The sequence below is a fragment of the Bacillus sp. FJAT-22090 genome, from assembly GCF_001278755.1.
Lineage (GTDB): Bacteria > Bacillota > Bacilli > Bacillales_A > Planococcaceae > Psychrobacillus.
In genome coordinates, this window is record NZ_CP012601.1 from 351,449 (window position 1) to 371,591 (window position 20,143).

Sequence of the window (20,143 nt, forward strand, 5' to 3'; positions counted from 1 at the left end):
TTTTATGGTGTATCTGATTCTTCACCCTCTACCGGTGTAGTTGTCTCACCAGTTTCAGGAGGGGTTGGTTCAATAATTACTTCCTCTGAACCCTCTTCAGGAGCAGTAGGAGGAATTACTTGTTCAGGTGGATCTGGTGTCTTCTCTTCGATTGATACGATATTCGAAGCGCCCGATTGCAACCCTGTAATATCAACAGAAACAATGATATATTGACCACTACCATTAATAACAAAGCTCTTATTTTCTGCTTCTAGTTTAGTAGCAGCAAGTACTCTATTTCCATTTACAACTTGGTAAACTCTGTATCCTACAACATCAGGTGAAGCAGCGTCTGTCCAAGTAATTGTATTTCCTGAAAGAGTTGCTGTTACTGCTGTTGGTGGACTTCCATCAGCTTGGAATACTTCTTCTGAAACAACATTACCAGCAAAACTAGATTTCTCTGGGAATAGTTTGCTAGCATTTCCACCGAATTTGCCTAGCATCCGTTTAATAAACTGTTCGTTTACTCCGTATCCGCCCTGTACAACAAATTCACTAGGAGTTGAATCTAATGAACGATATTTATTGCCATTAATCACAACATAGGATGATGTGATTAGACTGTCATCCGAAGCAGTAGGTAACATAGCAGCCGCATTAAATAAATCTGACTTCACTAATCCTGCTTTGCTACATCCATCAGATACTGCAAGTCCAGATATACCACAGAAGGATCTCGTCACTACACCCTCAGGAACCGGAAAAGGATTTGGTGCATCTACTAAGTCCGGATTTACATCATACATAGCATTCATCATATTTGACCAAAGCATGTTTATTCGAACACTTGGATGATTATAACGATTATTCATATAGAATAGGGTTTCATTGTAATCGTAACCAAGCCATACACCTAGAGAAACATTTGGGTTATATCCAACTAGCCATGAGTCATTATGATCTTGAGTAGTTCCAGTTTTTGCAGCAAAATCTGATTGGAATTTTAATCTAGATTTTGCAAGTTTTGCAGTTCCATCCGATAAAACATCACGAAGCATATCGGTAATAATATAAGAAGTAGCTGGGCTAAATACTTGAACAGGTTCAGTCTTATGTTGGTAAATGATATTCCCATCTACGTCTTCAATTTTTTCAATCATATAAGCATCAATAAACTGTCCATTATTAGCAAATGTTCCAAATGCATTCGTATTTTCTTCAACAGTTGCACCATTTGTCATACCGCCGATAGATAATGCATGATTTGCGTATTCGTTTTCTTCAATATGCTCGAAGCCCATTTTGTATAAGAAATCAGTAGGCTTTCTGTCCATGATCAAATCATATAAACGAATAGTTGATAAGTTTTGTGATGTTTTTAAAGCATCACGAGCTGAAATAATCCCTAACTCTTGTTCTTTCGTATAGTTCTGAGGAGATTTAGTCCAAGTTGTACTTCCCAGATTCTCTAATTTAACATCGACAACTGGACTTCCAGCGCCAATTACTCCATATTCAATAGCTGGTGCATACACTAATAATGGCTTCATAGTAGAACCTATTGGACGAACGGCTTGTGTTGCGTGATTTAATTGTTCTAAATTATAATCACGACCTCCAAGGAACGATAAAATTCTACCTGTACCATTTTCAATTAGCATACTTCCAACTTGTACAGGATAATCTTGAGTAATGGTTTCTCCTGTATTTGGATCTTTTACTTCTTTTGTGAATGTATGTCCATAAGTATCAAACTGATCTTTTACTTGAATCATTGCCTCGTACATATCTTTATTAATAGTAGTGTGAATTCTATAACCGCCAGTACTTACGGCACGTGCTGCTATAATATCATATTTATCGTATAATTTTGACTCCGATTTTAATCTTTCAGGGTCTATCCCATCTGCTGAAGCAAACTGTTCACGAAGAATTGCTTTTACACGGTTTTCTATCTCAAAAGTTAGCCATGGGTATTTATCTTCTGGGACAATTTCTGGCTGTCTAAAATCCTTTGTAATATCGTAATTAATAGAAGAATTATATTCTTCCTCAGAAATATAACCAGTTTCTTTCATTCGAAACAAAACCGTCTTCATACGTTCAATTCCAGGTTTTAAAGCTTCTCCTTCTTTTAATACACCACCTTTTCTAAATGGTGTATATGCAAATGGTGCTTGGGGAATACCTGCTATATAAGCAGCCTGAGGTAAATTTAAGTCCTTTGCTTTGACATTAAAAATTCCTTGAGCAGCTGTTTCGATTCCAGCAATATTTCTTCCGTTTGCATTTCTGCCGTAAGGAATAATGTTCAAATAAGCTTCTAAGATTTCGTCTTTACTCATAAAGTGTTCCAAACGCATAGCCAGTAATATTTCCTTAGCTTTTCGTTCATAGGAAACTTCATTTGTTAGTATTTGGTTTTTAATTAACTGTTGAGTTAAAGTAGATCCACCTGTTTGTGTATCAGAGTTTGTAACATCCTGTAGTAGTCCTCGGAAAATTGCTTTTGGTACAATTCCATTATGTACTTCAAAATATTCATCTTCCGTAGCTAGAACAGCATCTAAAACATATGGAGAAACTGCTGATAATTTAGTTTCTGTCCGTTCTAGATCTGTACGTAATTTACCTAAATAGACATCTCCGGCAAAATATATTTCGGAAGTCTCTTCATAGTTAAATACTGCTGCTCTCATTTCTTTCTTTTCGCGTAATGGCTCCTCTTTAACTAGAGATGCAAAGTAACCCGCACCTACCGATGCTGCAAATACACCTAAAGTGATGCAGACAATTAAAAAGAGTATGCTTAAGTTCCAAATAACACTAGATGAGATACGCAAGCCTTTTGCCCATTTAGTAGACTGCCATTCATCAAATTTATCTTTATAAAATTGGATTTTCTCTATCCATTTATCCATTAACATTTCAACCCCCAAATCAAGAATTATTATACCATAATCGTTATTCATTAGACGATAGTTATTGACAACCGTTTTAGTTTAGGTAAAATAGTTATATATTTTAACGATGAAAAGTCCGAAGTAGTTGTTGCACATACTGTATAGAGAGCTAGCGGTTGGTGAAAGCTAGTCAGTGTTCAACGATGAATTACAGTCTTGGAGTTAGACGTATTCACAACGATATCGTGATTGAAGCGGAAGGATTTTCCTTCAAGCTGGGTGGTACCGCGCTATTATAAATAAGCGTCCCTGCATGATTTATTTCGTGCAGGGACTTTTTTATTTTAAAAAGGAGGAACTTATTATGACAAATGCATTATTAGAGGATTTAACATGGAGAGGTCTTATTTATCAGCAGACAGATGCAGAAGGCTTAGAAAGTTTATTAGATAGCGAAAAAATTTCACTTTACTGTGGTGTCGATCCAACTGCAGATAGTATGCATATCGGGCATATCGTGCCCTTACTGACTTTACGTCGTTTTCAAATGCATGGACATCGCCCAATCTTATTAGTAGGTGGAGCAACAGGAATGGTGGGAGATCCATCAGGACGTTCAGAAGAGCGTGTTTTGCAAACAACTGAACAAATTGATAAAAATGTAAAAGGAATCAAAACCCAAATGGAGCGCATTTTTGATTTTAATGCTGAGAATGGTGCTAAAATGGTTAACAATCATGATTGGATTGGACCGATGACAGTAATTGAATTTTTAAGAGATTTCGGAAAGCTTGTCAACATCAACTATATGTTAGCGAAGGATTCTATTGCCTCTCGTTTAGATTCAGGGCTTTCTTTTACTGAGTTCGCATACACATTAATACAAGGAATCGACTTCAATCATCTATTTAACACGTATAATTGTAAAGTGCAAGTTGGTGGTTCTGACCAATGGGGTAATATTACAACTGGTCTTGAGATGATTCGTAAAACGCATGAGGAAGAAACAAAAGCATACGGAATAACAATTCCATTAGTAACTAAGGCGGATGGAACGAAATTTGGAAAATCAGCTTCTGGTTCTGTTTGGTTAGATGCGAAAAAGACATCTCCATATGAATTCTACCAATTTTGGATTAATACTGCAGATGCAGATGTGATCAAATACATGAAAATTTTTACTTTCTTAGAACGAAGTGAAATTGAAAGTTACCAAGAAACTGTGGAAAATGAGCCACATTTACGCAAAGGACAAATGAAACTTGCTGAAGAAATGACTCGACTTATCCATGGTCAAGAAGCTTTGGATCAAGCAATCCGTATTTCCCAAGCGTTATTTAGCGGGAATTTAAAAGAGTTGACAGCTGGAGAAATGAAGGATGCATTTAAAGATGTACCTTCCGTTGAAATGACAAAAGATACGAAGAACATTGTAGATTTCATCGTGGAAGCTACTGTCTCGCCTTCGAAAAGACAAGCTAGGGAAGACGTTACTAACGGGGCTATTTCTGTTAATGGAGAAAAAGTTACGGATGTAACATATGAAGTTGGGGAAAAGGATCGTCTTGAAGATGAATTCATGATTATTCGCCGAGGAAAGAAAAATTATAAAATGATCAAGTTTATTTAAAATGAAAAAAGCTACTTCCCTATATACAAGGGAAGTAGCATTTTTCAATTAAAAACCACCGCGTTCATCAACATGATGATTATTTTGACCATCTTTTACTTGAAGTTTTTCCTTTTCCTCGTCATTTAACTTTTGTGGTTCTGTAAAATTTTCACTTATACTTTTGTCGTCTTTAGAGTTGTTGTTGGAAGTATTCGTTTTATTATTTTTCACTACATATCCTCCTTTTTTTTTCTATATTCATCTTTTATTATTCCCCATTAATAGACAAATAGTCATGAAATTATTAAAAAAATGAAAAAGTAAACAAAATAAGATGAAAATTGAGTAGTAAATAGTATAGAATGATAATATTGAACGAATTTCCTACTATTCATGAAAAAATTAATTTTATTTTAATTTATTTTGGTCAAGGGGCTGTTTTAAGTGTGTGCAAATAAATACGTGGTCGATCGATTCGATGATTTTTTTGTTGTGCTTTTTGAAAAAGATAATAAAGCAAACAAACTCGTCATTTTAAAAGATAAGTTTACGATTAACGCAAAAGTGGGAGACTTATTGGAAATACATTTCAATAAAGAAAAATCAGGCTATGATTTTATAGCGTTGAAGGAAGAAACTGATGATGCCAAACAACGTTTGCTTGATTTAATTGAAGGAATGAAAATGCATAAAAATTAATGAATTGGCGGTTTGCTCTATATAGAGTAAATCGTTGGTACATAGAAACCATGTAACACTTGGTATATGGCTTCGTTTTTTATAACAATTTGAATTAAAGTAGCTGCCGGCAAGGCAGCTTTTTTCTTGTTAACGCAGCATGTTAGGCTAACAAGATGAATGGTAAAGTTAGAGAATCAAAAGTGGCTTAAGTAATGTTAGGTGAAAATTTTTATGAACAGTTAGTTGAACATATGAATGCTGGTGTGTTAATTTGCCTATCCTTGTATTATTGCATTTATTATTTTATATTTAAGATGAAAAAATTAGTAATAATCGATAAATAAAACTCACTTTTTTTATTCAACTAAAGGTGCAGTTTAGTCTTAAACCATTATGAGTAAAAACAATAAGGGGGAAACTAATATGACAAAGAGAAATAAGGAGTTGTCACAAGAACAACGTGAGGAACTACTCAGAACTTTGAAGGCACGTTTTGAGAAAAACATGAACCGCCATGAAGGTCTTGAATGGGCTAAAGTACAAGCTAAGCTCGAAGCTAATACTGAAAAACTGTGGTCGCTCAATGAAATGGAAGGAACAGGTGGTGAACCGGATGTTGTTGGCCATGATAAAGAGACGGGCGAATACATTTTTTATGATTGTTCAGCGGAAAGTCCTAAAGGTCGCAGAAGTGTTTGTTACGACCGAGAAGCACTAGAGTCAAGGAAAAAACATAAACCAGAAAATAGCGCTATTGATATGGCAACTGCCATGGGCATTGAACTTTTAACGGAAGAACAATACCGGGAGCTGCAGAAACTAGAAAATTTCGATATGAAAACGTCGAGCTGGGTGGAAACACCTGCTAATATTAGACAACTCGGCGGGGCCGTCTTTGGTGATCGTCGCTACGACACTGTCTTTGTGTACCACAATGGAGCAGACTCCTACTACGCTGCAAGGGGATTCCGTGGCTCGCTTAGGGTTTAAATTTTGCATAGACGGCTAAATTTATATTTGAGAACGGATGACTTGTAGAAGGCTTTAATTTCAGTCTTCAACTATCAGAGGCATTAGATATAGATCAATGGGCTGCATAGGCAGCTCTTTTTTTATTCGAAAAAAGGAGCAGTTTAGTTGAATAATATATTTGTTTTTTCATGTTAATATGAATCTATAACATAAATGTGCACAAAAAGGAGTTGTATTAATGCAAACTCATAACATTAAAGAAGAAGATTATTATAAAGTAATGGATGTTTTGAATGATTGGTGGGGTGGTCGAGAGATGACCCATTTGTTGCCTCGCCTGTTTTTCGAGCATTTCCAGTCAACAAGTTTCATAGTTGAAGACAATGAAGTTTTATCCGCTTTTCTAATTGGATTTGTGTCGCAATCAAATTCAAACGAAGCATACATTCACTTCGTTGGTGTTAATCCAGAATTCAGGAAGAACGGCTTAGCAAGAGAGCTATATGAATTGTTTTTTGCTAAGGTTCGAAACTTAGGTTGTAGCACTGTCCGTTGCATTACTTCACCAGTTAACGAGGGTTCTATCTCATTTCATAAATCAATGGGTTTTTCCGTATCTTTAAAAACTGATTACGCTGGTGCAGGACAAGACCGTATTTTATTTACTAAAAATATTGCTACTTAAAATTATCCTTATTAAACTAACGATTGCTTTAGTTGTAGATTATGTTGCGTATGCAACTCTATTTTCTTATTGAACTAACGCAGCAGTTTAGTTGTAGGATGGGAGAAAAAAAGTGAAAAAAATACTGAAATACACAATAATCGGCTTTGTTTCTTTTTTTCTGGTTTTTTTCGGATTTTACTACCTATTGAGATGGGCTAAGCAAGGAGAGTTTTTAAAATACGATAATGGTGTGACAATTGAAGTTTATAATTCAAGTAAACAAGTAATAACGGATTTAAACTTATATTTTTCATTTGATGGTAATCATGTATATCAGGATTTAGGTAATATCAATCAATTAGAACCCGGAGAAACCACTAGTCTTTATAGTCATGAAATAAATGACACAGGTAATGATAGAAGTTTATACATGCATTATCCAATTAACAAAACTGAGGCAGAAGTTGAGAGTCTCGCTTATTTACCGTCTTATAAACCAAGTAAGGTAGTAGTTATCTTAGAAATAATCGGAACTGATAACAGGGGGAAACTTTTATTTAGGGTAAAAGGGTATGAAGATGTTTTTGGCCAATATGAAATTGATTTGACTTCCGCTAGAGAGTGATTTCTTATATGGAGGTGATGGGTATTATATTGTACAAAATAACATCTTATTAAATGGTGTAACCGTAAAATATGAAACTCCATCTAAAGCAAAACTTGCATTACTTAAATAGAAATAGTCATCGTATAGGTGGCTATCTTATTTTTGGATAAGTCAACAAGAGGCTGTCTTAAAGTGGTGCTTTTCTCATTGAACTAATTATGCAGGTAAGTTGAAGAAAGGTATAAATACATAAAAAAATTAAGTAATTTCACAGGAGGAATAATCAGTGATTAAATTAGTCAAAGAAGTTGATAATGAATTGGTGTATTGGGAAGTTTGGAAAGATGATAAAACATTAACAGTCCACTATGGTGTTGTTGGAGATACTGGTGAAACTGAAGAAGTAAAATTAAAGTTATTTGAAAAAGCGGAAAAGGTAATGGGAAAATTAGCTGAAGAGAAGTTAAATGATGGTTATGAAACCGTTGATGAAGAGGAGTTAATCGAGCTTGTTGTCCAATATTCATATGAAGAAAATCATATGGTAGAAGCACTTGAAAAAAGGCACATGGTCGAAGATTTAATGAATGAGTGTTTAGGATGGACTGGAAATGGTTCGTGTGATGGTGGAGACATTGGTAGTGGTAGTGCGAACGTCTTCAACTACGTTATTGACGTCGAAAAAGCTTTAAAAACTACAATCGAGGAATTATCTAATAAAAATTTATTAGATAATGTGAAAGTAGCTTTTTTAGATGAAGATGAAGAATATGTTTCTCTTTATCCAGAAGGTGCTGAATTTGATATCATTTAATATTCAACTAACGAGTGTGTTAGTTGAACAAGAGGCTGTCTTTAAGGATAGCTTTTTCTACTTGAAGTAAAGTAGATGAGTCGAAAGTATATTAATATCAAAAAGCGCCTCTTAATGATCTGACCCAATAAAGTTAGACAAATAGTTTAAGCAGCTTCTAAGACCTGAGTTCGGTATTCTACTGGACTTAGGTCTTTTAATTTTGCCTTCATTCGTTTATGGTTGTAATACTCGATATATTCATGTAGTTCACGTTCAAAATGTTCCATACTCTCAAACTCTTGTAGATAAAGAAGCTCGGACTTTAATAAGCCAAAGAAGTTCTCAATAACTGCGTTATCTAAACAATTACCCTTACGGGACATACTTTGCTTTATATTGTGTTTCTCTAATGTCTTCTGATACTTCTTCATTTGATAATGCCAGCCTTGATCGGAATGTAGAATGACTTCATTTCCTGGATTTAAATTTCCGATTGCCTCGTCCAACATATCACCCACAAGTTGATAAACTGGACGGTTCATTATCTTGTAAGCAATGATTTCGCCATTACATAAATCTAAAACAGGTGATAAATAACGTTTCTCACCAAATAAATGAAACTCCGTTACGTCCGTTACCCATTTTTCATTTATCTTTCCTGCATGGAAATCACGGTTTAGTAAATTCGGTGCGATTTTACCGACTTTTCCACGATAAGAACGATACTTCTTTATCCTTACTTCGCATTTTAAACCCATTTCGTTCATCAATCGGTTGATCGTCTTTGGATCATGAAAAATGTTTATTTTCTTTAATTCTTTGGCGATGCGACGATAGCCATAACGTCCTTTATGTTCATGATAAATGGCTTCAATCGCTTCTTTTTCCTTCGCGTATTTATCTTCACGCTGTAATCGTTTTTCCCAGTAATAATAAGTACTACGTGGAATGTCTGCGACTTTAACTAATTCCACGACATCAAATTCAGCCTTTAGTTCAAAAATTACTTGCGCTTTGATTTTGTTTGTAATTTTTCCTTTTCCTGAACTAAAGCGTTCAACTTTTTTAAGTAGGCATTCTCCATACGCAAACGTTCATTTTCAGCTCGTAGAGCTTCCATAGATCCTTCAACTGGAGATGTTTTTTTGTCATTCGATTTGGTTTCCTTTTTCATGGATGGACGCCCCTTTTTCTTTGGTTTTAGGGCATCGATTCCACCAATTTCAAACGCTCTTCGCCACTTTCTAATCAGACCAGCTGACGAAATATTAAAAATTGCGGCCGTCTCAAGAGAGGATGTACCCATTTCGTTCATATAACTCAGTACATCTAGTTTAAACTGTTGCGTATAAGTTGTATAGGGTTGACAGAATGCCTCTGCACCTTGATGTTCATAAAGTCTTACCCATCCTCGCATCACAACTTTACTGACTTTTAAGTCCCTTCCTATTTCCTGATAACTTTCATTGCCTCCTAAATAACGCAATACCATTTTGATTTTTTCTTCGGCTGTAAATCTAGCCATAAAAAACACCCCGCAAATGTTAGTTTAGTGTCTAACATTTACGGGGCAGTTCATAAAAAGGTGCTTTTTTTTGTACTTTAACCTGCATTGTCTGATAAAAAGAAAAAGCCCTAAAACCTTGATTTAACAAGGATTCTAGGACTTTTAATATTACTCTTTGCAGAGTATAACTATTAACGAGAGTAGAACTCAACGATTAGAGATTCGTTAATTTCAGCAGAAAGTTCTCCACGTTCTGGAAGACGAACGAATGTACCAACTTTTTTGTCTGCATCAAAAGAAAGATATTCAGGTACGAAGTTGTTTACTTCGATTGATTCGCTTACAACATTAAGGTTTTGAGATTTTTCACGAAGAGAAATTTCTTGACCTGGTTTTAAACGGTATGAAGGAATATCTACACGTTTACCATCAACCATAACGTGACCATGGTTAACTAATTGACGAGCTCCACGACGTGTGCGAGCAAGACCTAAACGGTAAACGATGTTATCAAGGCGAGTTTCAAGAAGAATCATGAAGTTTTCACCATGTTTACCTTGCATTTTACCAGCTTTATCAAATAGTGTACGGAATTGACGTTCGTTAACACCATAAGTGTGACGAAGTTTTTGTTTTTCTTGTAATTGAAGACCGTACTCTGTTAATTTTTTACGTTGGTTTGGACCGTGTTGTCCTGGTGCGTAAGGACGTTTTTCTAATTCTTTACCAGTACCGCTTAGTGAGATACCAAGACGACGTGATAATTTCCATGATGGACCTGTATATCGAGCCATGAATGACTCCTCCTTTTATTGGTTTTATTTTGTTGTAAAATAAGACCAGATGTATCCAAACTAGCAGACATTTTGTTTTCATGTATCATCGCCCATGCAGCCAAGGGTTACAGGATACACCATCTATAACTATAGAGGAACAAAATGAGCAATCTAGATCATACAACTGCTGCATTTATTTTACACAAATTCTATTGTAACTTTTTATAATTTGTAAGTCAACATATAATAAACTTTAAGTCATTAATTACATTGATATATAAAAGATTTTACTATTCTGATTAGTCGTATATTAATTGACAAATTATGTGAAGTATAGTCAAATAGAATTATAAAGAGTATGTGATAAAAGTAATGTATTTACACTTGGAAAGTTAAGAGGTGTTAAATGGATGGACGTTAAAATAGTGGAGCCTATAAAGAGCCGTATTTTAGATATTTGGTATGAAAATGTCTTTAATCATGAGTCTAGTTATGACTGGTTCGAAGATTTAAAAGAAATACTTTCCGAGTTTTTTAATGTTCAGGTGGCAAATTACTTCATATTTGATACAGATACATTTTTACAATTACAATGGAATCATTCATTAGCTAAAAAATTAAATGCAATTAAATGGTTTGAAGTTGAAGGATATTTTTGTGGTCAAGACTTTAATGAAATACCATTTTTACAAAAAAATAATTTGTCAGATGGCGAAGTATCTATTTTGTTAAGGGATGAAGAAAATAAACCCTTAGGCTTGTTAATAATGGAATCAACTCAAAAATGGAAGGAATTTTCCCAGACAACAGAAGTAATCAGTTTTATAACTAGTATTAGTACATTGGTTCAAAAAATAAAAAAAACCGTCTATTTAACACAGCAAGAACATCAATATCGAAACTTGTTCAATGTTACGAAGATGTTTTACTCAACACTTGATATTGGACAAATATTAGAAGGTACATTAAATGCTGTACAAGAGGCGTTTCCAAATTTTAAAGCGATCTTAATATTGTCAAATGATCAAGAGCGAAAGACATCGGTTCCGTATAAACTTTTTGACTATACATCCGAGAGAGCTGCAACAGTTGAAGCATATGTTTCAGGGGAAATCACAACAGAGTTAGCAACAGATTTAGGAGCCCGTTTATTAAATGTACCTATTAAAGGGAAACAAGGTATTTATGGCATAATGCAATTGTCTACACCTTTGGATTATTTATTTTCAGTCAGACAAAAAGAATTTGCATCCTTACTTGCTACAGCAGCTGGAAATGCATTAGAAAATGCAAAACTATATATTCAATCACATAGATTAGTATCTGATTTGCAATTAATTAATGAAACCTCCCATAAGCTAAATATGAATCTATCTTTAGAAGATATGCTCTCCTTTTTACACAAACAATTAAATAAATCTTTTAAGCCTGAACAAATTGGGTTCGTTTTTTTAAACGACCAAGGGCCTGAAGTTTCTTCCGCCAGTTCAGAATTTTTTCATACATCGAATGGACAAGAATATATAAAATATGTAGTCAACCATTTTGGAAAAGTTCAGGATGCTCTGTTCATTGCAGATCTTAATAGACTAGCAGAACAAAAATTTGATTTTCAATCGCTCATTGCAATACCAATTAAAGAGCAAAATCTTATTACTGGATTTAGCATTGTGTTACATAAAGAACCGTATTTCTTTTCATTTGATAGCTTCAAATTAATGCAATCACTCATACAGCATTCTTCTCTAGCGATTAGCAATTCTAAATTGCGTAATAAACTGCAGGAAATGGTGAATCGTGATCATTTGACTAATCTTTTTGCACGAAAATATTTAGATAAATACGTGGAAACGTCTATGAAAAATGACGAGCGCGGCGTCTTCATCCTCATGGATATTGATAACTTTAAATTAGTCAACGATACACATGGCCACCAGGTTGGAGACGAAATACTGAAGCAAATCGCGAGTGTCATTAAAAAGCGAACAGAAGGAATTGGTATTGGAGCAAGATGGGGTGGAGAGGAACTAGCTGTATATTTGTCTCAAATGACGATTGAAGAAGGCATAGAAGAGTCTAAAAACATAATTAAATTAATTCCTGACAATACAAATCCGAGTGTAACTGTATCAATTGGAGTTTGCGGATGGGATAAAAATGAACTTCCTTCTTTTCATCATTTGTTCCATAATGCAGATACAGCTCTATATGAAGCAAAAAATAGTGGTAAAAACCAATTACGTATTTATAAGGCATCTTCACTTTAACAAGGTGAAGATGCCTATCTTTTTTATTTTATTCATTGTAAAATAAATGTAAGCGTTTACAAAGGGGTGTATTTGCATGACAAATGAAAAGCTACAAAAGGAAACATTATACATTCATAAGGGATATAATTCGGACCAGCATCAAGGTAGTTTATCTGTACCACTTTATCAAACTTCTACCTTTGCATTTGAAACAGCAGAGCAAGGTGCTAGAAGATTTGGAGGTGAAGAAGCTGGTGGAATCTATTCAAGACTTGGTAATCCAACTGTTCACGTCTTAGAAGAACGTATGGCGGCTCTTGAATATGGGGAAGGGGCATTGGCTTTTGGGTCTGGAATGGCAGCAGTTAGTACTATATTAGTTCATTTAACAAAAGCAGGAGATCATATTCTTTGTACTCGAGGAATTTACGGTTGTACATTTGGTCTCTTGAACATTTTAAAGGAAAAATATAATATCTCGCATGACTTGTCCTTATTAGCAAGCGAAGAAGAAATTGAGGCAGCTATTAAACCGAATACTACTTGCATTTATATCGAAACACCGATTAATCCAACTATGGAAATTGTGGATCTCGAACTAATTACAAAAGTAGCTAAAAAACATGGAATACAAGTAGTAGTCGATAACACTTTTAGTTCACCTTATTTACAAAATCCTTTGCAACTAGGTGCAGATTTTGTTTTGCATAGTGCGACAAAGTATATTAATGGGCATGGAGATGTTATTGCGGGAATATTAGTAGGTAAACAAAAACAGGAAATAGAAGCGATACGAATGTCTATTCAAAAAGATTATGGTGGAATTATATCCCCATTTGATGCATGGTTACTGATCAGGGGATTGAAAACGCTACATGTTAGAATGGATAGACATACAAAAAATGCGGAGGATATTTTATCCTTTTTAAAAACGTGCGACTTGGTAGAAAACATCTACTACCCATATGATCATCAGAATCCTCAATTTGAGATAGCTAAAAAGCAAATGAAAGCTGGAGGAGGACTTATTTCATTTACGGTTAAAGGCGGTCTAAAAAGTGCTCAAAAGCTAATGAATGAACTACGTTTAATAAAAATTGCAGTTAGTTTAGGAGATGCAGAAACATTAATACAGCATCCCGCTACGATGACCCATTCAGTAGTGCCTGAAAAAGAAAGAATGGAGATGGGAATTACAGATGGTTTGTTACGCTTATCTGTTGGTCTAGAGAATTCTACTGATCTAATAGAAGACTTGCAACTAGCTTTCTCCAAACTAAAAAGCTGAGGGATATCCCTCAGCTTTTTTAACTTAGATTGCCTTCCCCACAACTGCGGGGTCTTCGGCTAACGCTATTCCCGCAGGAGTGTCGCCTTTTTCAACGATTTTCTATAAATACTAATTGTAAAAATATAAGGAATAAAAACATGCTCTATTAATGGCATAATGGTTTTCTAATTGAAAAGCGGATAATAGTTGATTGGAGTGGAAGGCGGCGACTCCAGCCGGAATAGCAAATGTTTTCTGCACCGAAAGCGAAGCGAAATTAATTTTTGCGACGAGCTTTGCGCAGGAGCAAGGGAAGCGGCTGAAGCCATGCCGGCGGAACGCGTCCGCCTGGAACCGATAGTATCCATTTAAATTTTATCTAATCAACAGTTTTTTATATATGTTTTACTAAAATTTGTACGAATTGCTCTAAACCTTGCTTATCCTGCTCGGAAAAACGATTTTTAATAGGACTATCGATATCAAGTACACCTAACAGTTCGCCGTTTTTCTCAATTGGAACAACAATTTCTGACTGAGATGCTGCATCACAAGCGATATGACCTGGAAAAGCATGAACGTCAGGAACAATTACTGTTTCTTTCGTATTCGCAGCTGTTCCACAAACCCCTTTACCAATAGGTATTCTTACACATGCAGGCAAACCTTGAAATGGTCCTAACACTAGTTCCCCGTCTTCCATCAAATAAAAGCCTACCCAGTTAATTTGGTCGAAAAATTGATTTAAAAGTGCCGATGCATTGCTTAAATTAGCGATTGCATTTGTTTCGCCTTCTAATAATGCATCTAATTGCTTGCTTAACATCGTATAATTTGCAGATAAATCTTCTGAATACGTTGATTGAGTAAACATGATTATTCTCCATTCTCTATATATTTATTTACTTCGTTACAAAATTGATGTAAATCTTTTACTTGGTGGGCATCTGATCCAAAAACCAATTCAATTCCTAACTCTTTTGCCAACATAATGTAGGAAGGAGGAGGATAGCTTTCTAAACAATACGTTTTTGCCAGACCAGCGCTATTTACATCCAATTGAAGGTGTTGATTTTTCATTTCTTTTAAAATAGATACGATAGCATCGTGATCATCTACTTTTTCTGTTAAGGCATGTTGGAATTTATGTATAAGCGTAATATGACCAATTCTTTTTGGTTTAAATTTTCCTAAATCACTCGTTATTGAATCCATGAGTGTTTTATAATACAATTTGTACATAGACATCGGATTTCCAACTTGTTGAGCGAATTCTAAATAAGTAGCCTTGGAATAGTCGATACATGTATATTTATTTTCAAAACGCAAAAAGTGAACAGATAAGATAGAATCATCTAAATATTTACCATACGTATTTAAAAAAGAAGTTGTTTCTTCTTCAAAGCCTGAAATAAAATCTACTTCCAACCCCGTTGAAATAATAATATCTTTTTCATATTGTTTTTTCAAATCATGTATATCAGACAAATATGATTCGAGCCTAGTGAATTCCATCCCACTGTCTTGCTCGGGAGTAGGGTCGATGAAATTTTTAGGTAATGGGGCATGTTCTGTAAACGTCATTTCTTGGAACCCGTTTTGAATCGCTTTTTCAATGTATAAGTGAAAAGAGTCGAGTGTACCATGAGGACAATATGGTGAATGAATATGGCCATCTTTTCTCAAAAAATATACCTCCAATTGAATAAAATACAATTATTTCAAAGAATTCATTGCTTTTCTCTTGTTTTATGAAACAATAACATAAAAAGAATGGTAAAATATATAGTAATAGTTAAAATAGAACTCTTGATCTTGGAACGGGGGCTTACGATGAAGTATATCATCCCAATGGTTATTATACTTTTAGTCATTGCAGTTTTTGCATTTATTATAAGACGAAAACATAATACTGAAATTGAACGGTTAGAACATGAAAAACACCAGATACAAAATAAACCGATTTTAGAAGAAATGACGAAAGTAAAACAGCTGAACATGAATGGTCAAACGGAAGAAATGTTTGAGCGTTGGAGGAATACATGGACAGAGGTAATGGATGTACTGATGCCTAAAATTGATGTTCTATTATTTGATGCGGAAGAAAACGTGGACAAGTTTCTCTTTATAAAGGCTTCCAAGACTGAAAAGGAAATTCAGTCATTAATTACTTCATGTGATCAGAAAATGTCTACGATTCTAAAAGAACTAGAAGAATTAATCGGTAGTGAAGAGAAGAATCGCATTGAAATGGAACAGTTGAAAGAACAGCATCGCGCTGCTAGAAAAACGTTACTTGCACATCAGTATTCATTTGGGGATGCAGTTCCAGTACTTGAGGCTAAATTAGAATCATTTAATCCTCATTTTGAAGAATTTAATAAATTGACAGATTCAGGAAATTATTTAAGCGCTCGTGAGATTGTCATATCTGTACAAAATGAAGGACAAAAGTTTTTTCATATTTTACATGACATCCCTACAGTGCTATCAGAAATTCAACACAAGATCCCTGCAAGTATTCACGAATTAAGAAACGGTCAAAAGGAAATGGAAGAGAGCTCTTATTACTTGCAACATCTAGAAATGACAGCAAAATTAGATGCTATAGAAGAAGAGCTAAAAGTTTTGAAAGAAGCTATTGTTGAACTAAAAGTGACCAAAACAATTGAACGTGTAGAAGAAATAAAAGATGAAATTGAAACTTTCTATGATTTACTTGAAAAAGAAGTATTAGCAAAAAAATACGTAGACCAGCATAAAGAAAAAACAGCTGATCGTCTTAGAGAAGTTACATCCGTAACTCTTGCAGTAAACGAAGAAGCAACCTACGTGCAACAAAGTTACCGTTTACCAGAAAAAGAGGCAGAGATTCCTCAAAGCTGTTTAAAAGAGTTAGAAGAGTTGCAAAAGAAATTTGAGTTACTTTCTAGCCAGGTTGAGGAAGAAAAATCAGCTTATTCTAGTCTTCAAGAAGAATTGAACGAAATTGCAGAAGATATTGACCGTTTATATGAAGAACAAGATCGATTTGCAAATAGTTTAAAAAACCTTCGAATTGATGAAAACAAAGCTCGCGCGAAACTAGAGGAATTAAAAAATTTGTTGCACGATACAGACCGAATGTTACAAAAAGCTAATATCCCTGGAATTCCAGAGGATATGGATGTTCGCTTAGAAGAAGCGGAAGAACATATTTATGTAGCGATGCAAAGCCTGCAAGAAGTTCCTCTCAACATGTCTTTAGTCGAAAACTATTTATCAAAAGCTGAAGCTTGTATGGAAGAAGTGCATCAAAAGGCGAAGGAAATGCTTGAAAATGTATTATTAACAGAAAAGATAATACAATATGGAAACCGATATCGCGCAAATCATCCAAATGTTCACATGCGCTTACTGGAAGCAGAAGAAGCATTTAGACAACTTAGATATGCAAAAGCTTTGGAAGATGCTGCTACTGCGGTTGAAGAGGTTGAACCTGGCGCTTTAAAGAAAATTGAAGTTCTAGTGAAAGAAGACGCTTGGCGTACATAATCAGAAGGTTTCAGAAATGCTTTCAAACTTTGTAGCTGCTGCAAAAATCTTATTTCAGTAAGAAGCACTTTAACGGAGAAGTGTTTTCATACAGTTTAACAACGATCTATTTTAATATTTTAATTTATTTAGACTTTGTATACTAATGTGAACCGCCTCACACTATTGTGAAGGTGGTTTTTTTCCGAAAAGGAGGGTATAACACATGATTTATTTTGATAATAGTGCTACAACTAAAGCACATAAAGAAATAATGGATACATTTGTATCGGTAAATGAAAATTTTTGGGCAAATCCTGCATCTATCCATGAATTTGGGCATCATACAAATGAATTGCTACAATCAGCAAGAACACAAGTTGCAGAAGTACTAAAAACTGCAAGCGAAAAAATATATTTTACATCTGGTGGAACAGAATCGAATAATTTAGCCATATTCGGTTTAGCAAATAAATATAAACTGCGTGGTAATCATGTTCTCATATCAGAAATCGAACATCCTTCTATTTTAGAAGCAGCAAGAATGCTTCAACAGCAAGGATTTATTGTGGAAGAAATTCCCATCAATAAGGATGGGGTTATTTCTATAGTCGATTTAAAGACATTAATTCGTAAAGATACAATTTTAGTTAGTGTTATGCATGTTAATAATGAAATAGGATCTATCCAACCGATAAATGAAATATCCGCACTCATTAAATCGAATAGTCGAGCTGTATTTCATATGGATGCCGTTCAAAGCTTTGGAAAGATGCTTGTAAATTTTGATGAGCAACATGTCGATGCTATTACTATTTCTTCTCATAAAATTCATGGTCTCAAAGGTTCGGGACTTCTAGCATTAAAAAATTCGATAGAAATTGATCCAATTATATATGGAGGCGGACAAGAATCTGGGATTAGAAGCGGAACAACGCCAGTTCCTCTTGCTGTAAGTACTGCAAAAGCAGTAAGATTAGCGAGTATTAATCTTAAGGAACATATAGAAAGCTTAAAAAAAATGACAGAGGAACTTAAGCGTTTTTTAAAAACATTTTCTTCCATAAAAATCATTTCCCCGGAAATAAGAGCACCTCATATCATTTCTTTTTCAGTGAAAGGTGTAAAAGGAGAAGTATTTATAAATGCTTTGCAAAAGGAAGACGTCATTGTCTCTACAAGCAGTGCATGTTCATCTAAACAAACGAAAACGAGTCATGTATTAAAAGCTATGCATCTAGAAGATGACTATATTAAAGGTGTCATTAGATTGAGTCTTTCGTATACGAATACAGATACTGAAGTGGAGCAATTTAAAAAAATATTTACGAAAGTAATGAATGTAATAAAAGGAGACATAAAAAGATGAAATGGGAAAAAATATTAGTTCGATACGGTGAATTATCAACAAAGGGTAAAAACAGAAAGGCATTCATTACACATCTTAGAAACAATATAAAATTTTCATTTGTTGATTTACCTAATGTAAAAATCACAGCTGAAAGAGATCGAATGTTTCTTAGCTCGAAAGAGGATGCAGAAATTGATGAACTGATCAAACGTCTTCCAAAAATATTTGGTATTCAATCATTCAGCCCAGTTGCTTCTTGTACGCAAGAACTGGAGGATATAAAAGAAACTGCTATAAAGATTATCGACAGTTTAGACTACGAAGATAAAACATTTAAAGTAACGGTAAAGCGTACCGATAAACGATTCCCACTAGATACGTACGAACTTCAAAGAGAAGTTGCAAATCATGTGCTAAGACAATTTACTACCTTAAAAGTGCAAATGAAAAAGCCAGAAATTGAATTACGAATTGAAGTTTTATCAGATGCAGTATACATGATGGCACAAGTTATACCTGGTGCTGGTGGAATGCCTCTTGGTTCCAATGGTCGCTCATTGTTGATGCTCTCTGGAGGAATCGATAGTCCTGTAGCAGGCTATATGTTATTGAAACGTGGAGTTCGATTAGATGCAATTCACTTCCATAGTCCACCTTTTACAAGTGAACGTTCAAAAGAAAAAGTGATGGATTTAGCCAATCAATTAAGTCTTTTTGGCGCAACAGTAAGATTGCATGTCATTCCTTTTACCGCAATCCAACAAAGTATTCAAGCTCAAATACCCGATAATGTATCAATGACAACGACTAGAAGAATGATGTTGAAAATCGCTGATCTTTTGAGGGAAGAAATTGGAGCACTAGGAATCGTCACAGGTGAGAGCTTAGGTCAAGTGGCAAGCCAAACATTAGAAAGCTTAACAGCAATAAATGCAGTATCCACAACACCAATTTTTAGACCACTTATTTCTTTTGACAAACTTGAAATAATTGATATAGCTCGAAGTATCGGGACATATGAGACCTCTATATTGCCTTATGAAGATTGTTGTACAATTTTCACTCCGTCATGTCCAAAAACAAAGCCAAAGCTTGAAAAAGTGGAATACTATGAAAGCTTTAAGGATTTTGATGAATTGATAAGAGAGGCAGTAGAGAATAGAGAAGTGTTTTCATTTCCAAGTAAAAAGAAAAATGAATTTGAAAATCTGCTTTAATAATTAACAAAATATACCTCATCGCCTTGTGTATGAT

17 protein-coding genes and 1 other annotated feature are annotated in these 20,143 nt (G+C 34.7%); of the genes, 11 read left to right on the top strand and 6 right to left on the bottom strand.

Translation table 11 applies throughout. The annotated features are described in order from the left end of the window. Positions 1-2: 2 nt before the first annotated feature. Complete coding sequence (locus tag AM499_RS01860; RefSeq protein ID WP_053592062.1) at positions 3-2,906, bottom strand: transglycosylase domain-containing protein; 2,904 nt, start codon at positions 2,904-2,906, stop codon at positions 3-5. 100 nt (positions 2,907-3,006) lie between these two features. Next, positions 3,007-3,202, top strand: a binding site (T-box leader). Positions 3,203-3,252: 50 nt separating this feature from the next. Here AM499_RS01860 and tyrS point away from each other — a divergent pair. Next, on the top strand, positions 3,253-4,518 hold the full coding sequence (tyrS, locus tag AM499_RS01865; protein WP_053588599.1) for a tyrosine--tRNA ligase: 1,266 nt from the start codon (positions 3,253-3,255) through the stop codon (positions 4,516-4,518). Positions 4,519-4,566: 48 nt separating this feature from the next. On the opposite strand, the gene AM499_RS21545 is transcribed toward tyrS, so the two are convergent. Beyond that, complete coding sequence (locus AM499_RS21545; RefSeq protein WP_156316730.1) at positions 4,567-4,731, bottom strand: hypothetical protein; 165 nt, start codon at positions 4,729-4,731, stop codon at positions 4,567-4,569. Positions 4,732-4,944: 213 nt separating this feature from the next. Between AM499_RS21545 and AM499_RS01870 the strand changes: the two genes are divergently transcribed. The 5 genes from AM499_RS01870 (at position 4,945) to AM499_RS01890 (ending at position 8,241) form a co-directional block, all read left to right on the top strand. Next, the gene (locus AM499_RS01870) at positions 4,945-5,199 is read left to right on the top strand and encodes a DUF3006 domain-containing protein (protein WP_053588600.1); all 255 of its coding nucleotides are present in this window, start codon (positions 4,945-4,947) and stop codon (positions 5,197-5,199) included. A 405-nt stretch (positions 5,200-5,604) separates the two neighbouring features. Continuing rightward, entirely contained in the window at positions 5,605-6,171 is a 567-nt protein-coding gene (locus tag AM499_RS01875) for a DUF4256 domain-containing protein (RefSeq protein ID WP_053588601.1), read from the top strand. A 220-nt stretch (positions 6,172-6,391) separates the two neighbouring features. Next, on the top strand, positions 6,392-6,838 hold the full coding sequence (locus tag AM499_RS01880; RefSeq protein WP_053588602.1) for a GNAT family N-acetyltransferase: 447 nt from the start codon (positions 6,392-6,394) through the stop codon (positions 6,836-6,838). Between the two features lie 112 nt (positions 6,839-6,950). After that, positions 6,951-7,445, top strand: coding sequence for a hypothetical protein (locus tag AM499_RS01885; protein ID WP_053588603.1), 495 nt, complete (start codon positions 6,951-6,953; stop codon positions 7,443-7,445). A 268-nt stretch (positions 7,446-7,713) separates the two neighbouring features. Continuing rightward, positions 7,714-8,241, top strand: a complete 528-nt coding sequence (locus AM499_RS01890; RefSeq protein ID WP_053588604.1) for a WGR domain-containing protein — start codon at positions 7,714-7,716, stop codon at positions 8,239-8,241. A 146-nt stretch (positions 8,242-8,387) separates the two neighbouring features. Here AM499_RS01890 and AM499_RS21125 read toward each other — a convergent pair. Continuing rightward, positions 8,388-9,748, bottom strand: a protein-coding gene (locus AM499_RS21125) for an IS3 family transposase (RefSeq protein ID WP_156316731.1) whose coding sequence is annotated in 2 segments (ribosomal slippage) — positions 8,388-9,292 and positions 9,292-9,748 — 1,362 coding nt in all. Because the reading frame shifts where the segments join, the coding sequence is not laid out codon by codon here. 173 nt (positions 9,749-9,921) lie between these two features. Then, complete coding sequence (rpsD, locus tag AM499_RS01905; RefSeq protein WP_053588607.1) at positions 9,922-10,524, bottom strand: 30S ribosomal protein S4; 603 nt, start codon at positions 10,522-10,524, stop codon at positions 9,922-9,924. Positions 10,525-10,916: 392 nt separating this feature from the next. On the opposite strand from rpsD, the gene AM499_RS01910 reads away from it, so the two are divergent. Together AM499_RS01910 and megL are read left to right on the top strand one after the other, a co-directional pair. Continuing rightward, positions 10,917-12,773 (top strand): sensor domain-containing diguanylate cyclase, encoded by a 1,857-nt coding sequence (locus tag AM499_RS01910; RefSeq protein ID WP_082355145.1) that lies wholly within the window; start codon positions 10,917-10,919, stop codon positions 12,771-12,773. A gap of 76 nt (positions 12,774-12,849) precedes the next feature. Further along, positions 12,850-14,043, top strand: coding sequence for a methionine gamma-lyase (megL, locus tag AM499_RS01915; RefSeq protein ID WP_053588608.1), 1,194 nt, complete (start codon positions 12,850-12,852; stop codon positions 14,041-14,043). A gap of 376 nt (positions 14,044-14,419) precedes the next feature. Here megL and AM499_RS01920 read toward each other — a convergent pair whose 3' ends face one another. Beyond that, positions 14,420-14,899, bottom strand: a complete 480-nt coding sequence (locus tag AM499_RS01920; protein ID WP_053588609.1) for a GAF domain-containing protein — start codon at positions 14,897-14,899, stop codon at positions 14,420-14,422. Positions 14,900-14,901: 2 nt separating this feature from the next. Then, entirely contained in the window at positions 14,902-15,711 is an 810-nt protein-coding gene (hisJ, locus tag AM499_RS01925) for a histidinol-phosphatase HisJ (RefSeq protein ID WP_053588610.1), read from the bottom strand. Positions 15,712-15,858: 147 nt separating this feature from the next. Here hisJ and ezrA point away from each other — a divergent pair, with 147 nt between their 5' ends. The 3 genes from ezrA (at position 15,859) to thiI (ending at position 20,106) form a co-directional block, all read left to right on the top strand. Beyond that, the gene (gene ezrA, locus AM499_RS01930) at positions 15,859-17,559 is read left to right on the top strand and encodes a septation ring formation regulator EzrA (protein ID WP_053588611.1); all 1,701 of its coding nucleotides are present in this window, start codon (positions 15,859-15,861) and stop codon (positions 17,557-17,559) included. Between the two features lie 205 nt (positions 17,560-17,764). Then, on the top strand, positions 17,765-18,907 hold the full coding sequence (locus AM499_RS01935) for a cysteine desulfurase family protein (protein ID WP_053588612.1): 1,143 nt from the start codon (positions 17,765-17,767) through the stop codon (positions 18,905-18,907). After that, complete coding sequence (thiI, locus tag AM499_RS01940) at positions 18,904-20,106, top strand: tRNA uracil 4-sulfurtransferase ThiI (protein WP_053588613.1); 1,203 nt, start codon at positions 18,904-18,906, stop codon at positions 20,104-20,106. The genes AM499_RS01935 and thiI overlap by 4 nt, the downstream gene beginning before the upstream one ends. The last annotated feature ends 37 nt before the right edge of the window (positions 20,107-20,143 follow it).

Excerpts from the sequence above, each read along its gene's own strand:
- tyrS (WP_053588599.1), top strand. The coding sequence starts at position 3,253 with ATGACAAATGCATTATTAGAGGATTTAACATGGAGAGGTCTTATTTAT.
- AM499_RS01910 (WP_082355145.1), top strand. The coding sequence starts at position 10,917 with ATGGACGTTAAAATAGTGGAGCCTATAAAGAGCCGTATTTTAGATATT.
- AM499_RS01875 (WP_053588601.1), top strand. The coding sequence starts at position 5,605 with ATGACAAAGAGAAATAAGGAGTTGTCACAAGAACAACGTGAGGAACTA.
- rpsD (WP_053588607.1), bottom strand. The coding sequence starts at position 10,524 with ATGGCTCGATATACAGGTCCATCATGGAAATTATCACGTCGTCTTGGT.
- AM499_RS01880 (WP_053588602.1), top strand. The coding sequence starts at position 6,392 with ATGCAAACTCATAACATTAAAGAAGAAGATTATTATAAAGTAATGGAT.
- megL (WP_053588608.1), top strand. The coding sequence starts at position 12,850 with ATGACAAATGAAAAGCTACAAAAGGAAACATTATACATTCATAAGGGA.
- AM499_RS01935 (WP_053588612.1), top strand. The coding sequence starts at position 17,765 with ATGATTTATTTTGATAATAGTGCTACAACTAAAGCACATAAAGAAATA.
- ezrA (WP_053588611.1), top strand. The coding sequence starts at position 15,859 with ATGAAGTATATCATCCCAATGGTTATTATACTTTTAGTCATTGCAGTT.
- AM499_RS01860 (WP_053592062.1), bottom strand. The coding sequence starts at position 2,906 with ATGGATAAATGGATAGAGAAAATCCAATTTTATAAAGATAAATTTGAT.
- AM499_RS01920 (WP_053588609.1), bottom strand. The coding sequence starts at position 14,899 with ATGTTTACTCAATCAACGTATTCAGAAGATTTATCTGCAAATTATACG.
- thiI (WP_053588613.1), top strand. The coding sequence starts at position 18,904 with ATGAAATGGGAAAAAATATTAGTTCGATACGGTGAATTATCAACAAAG.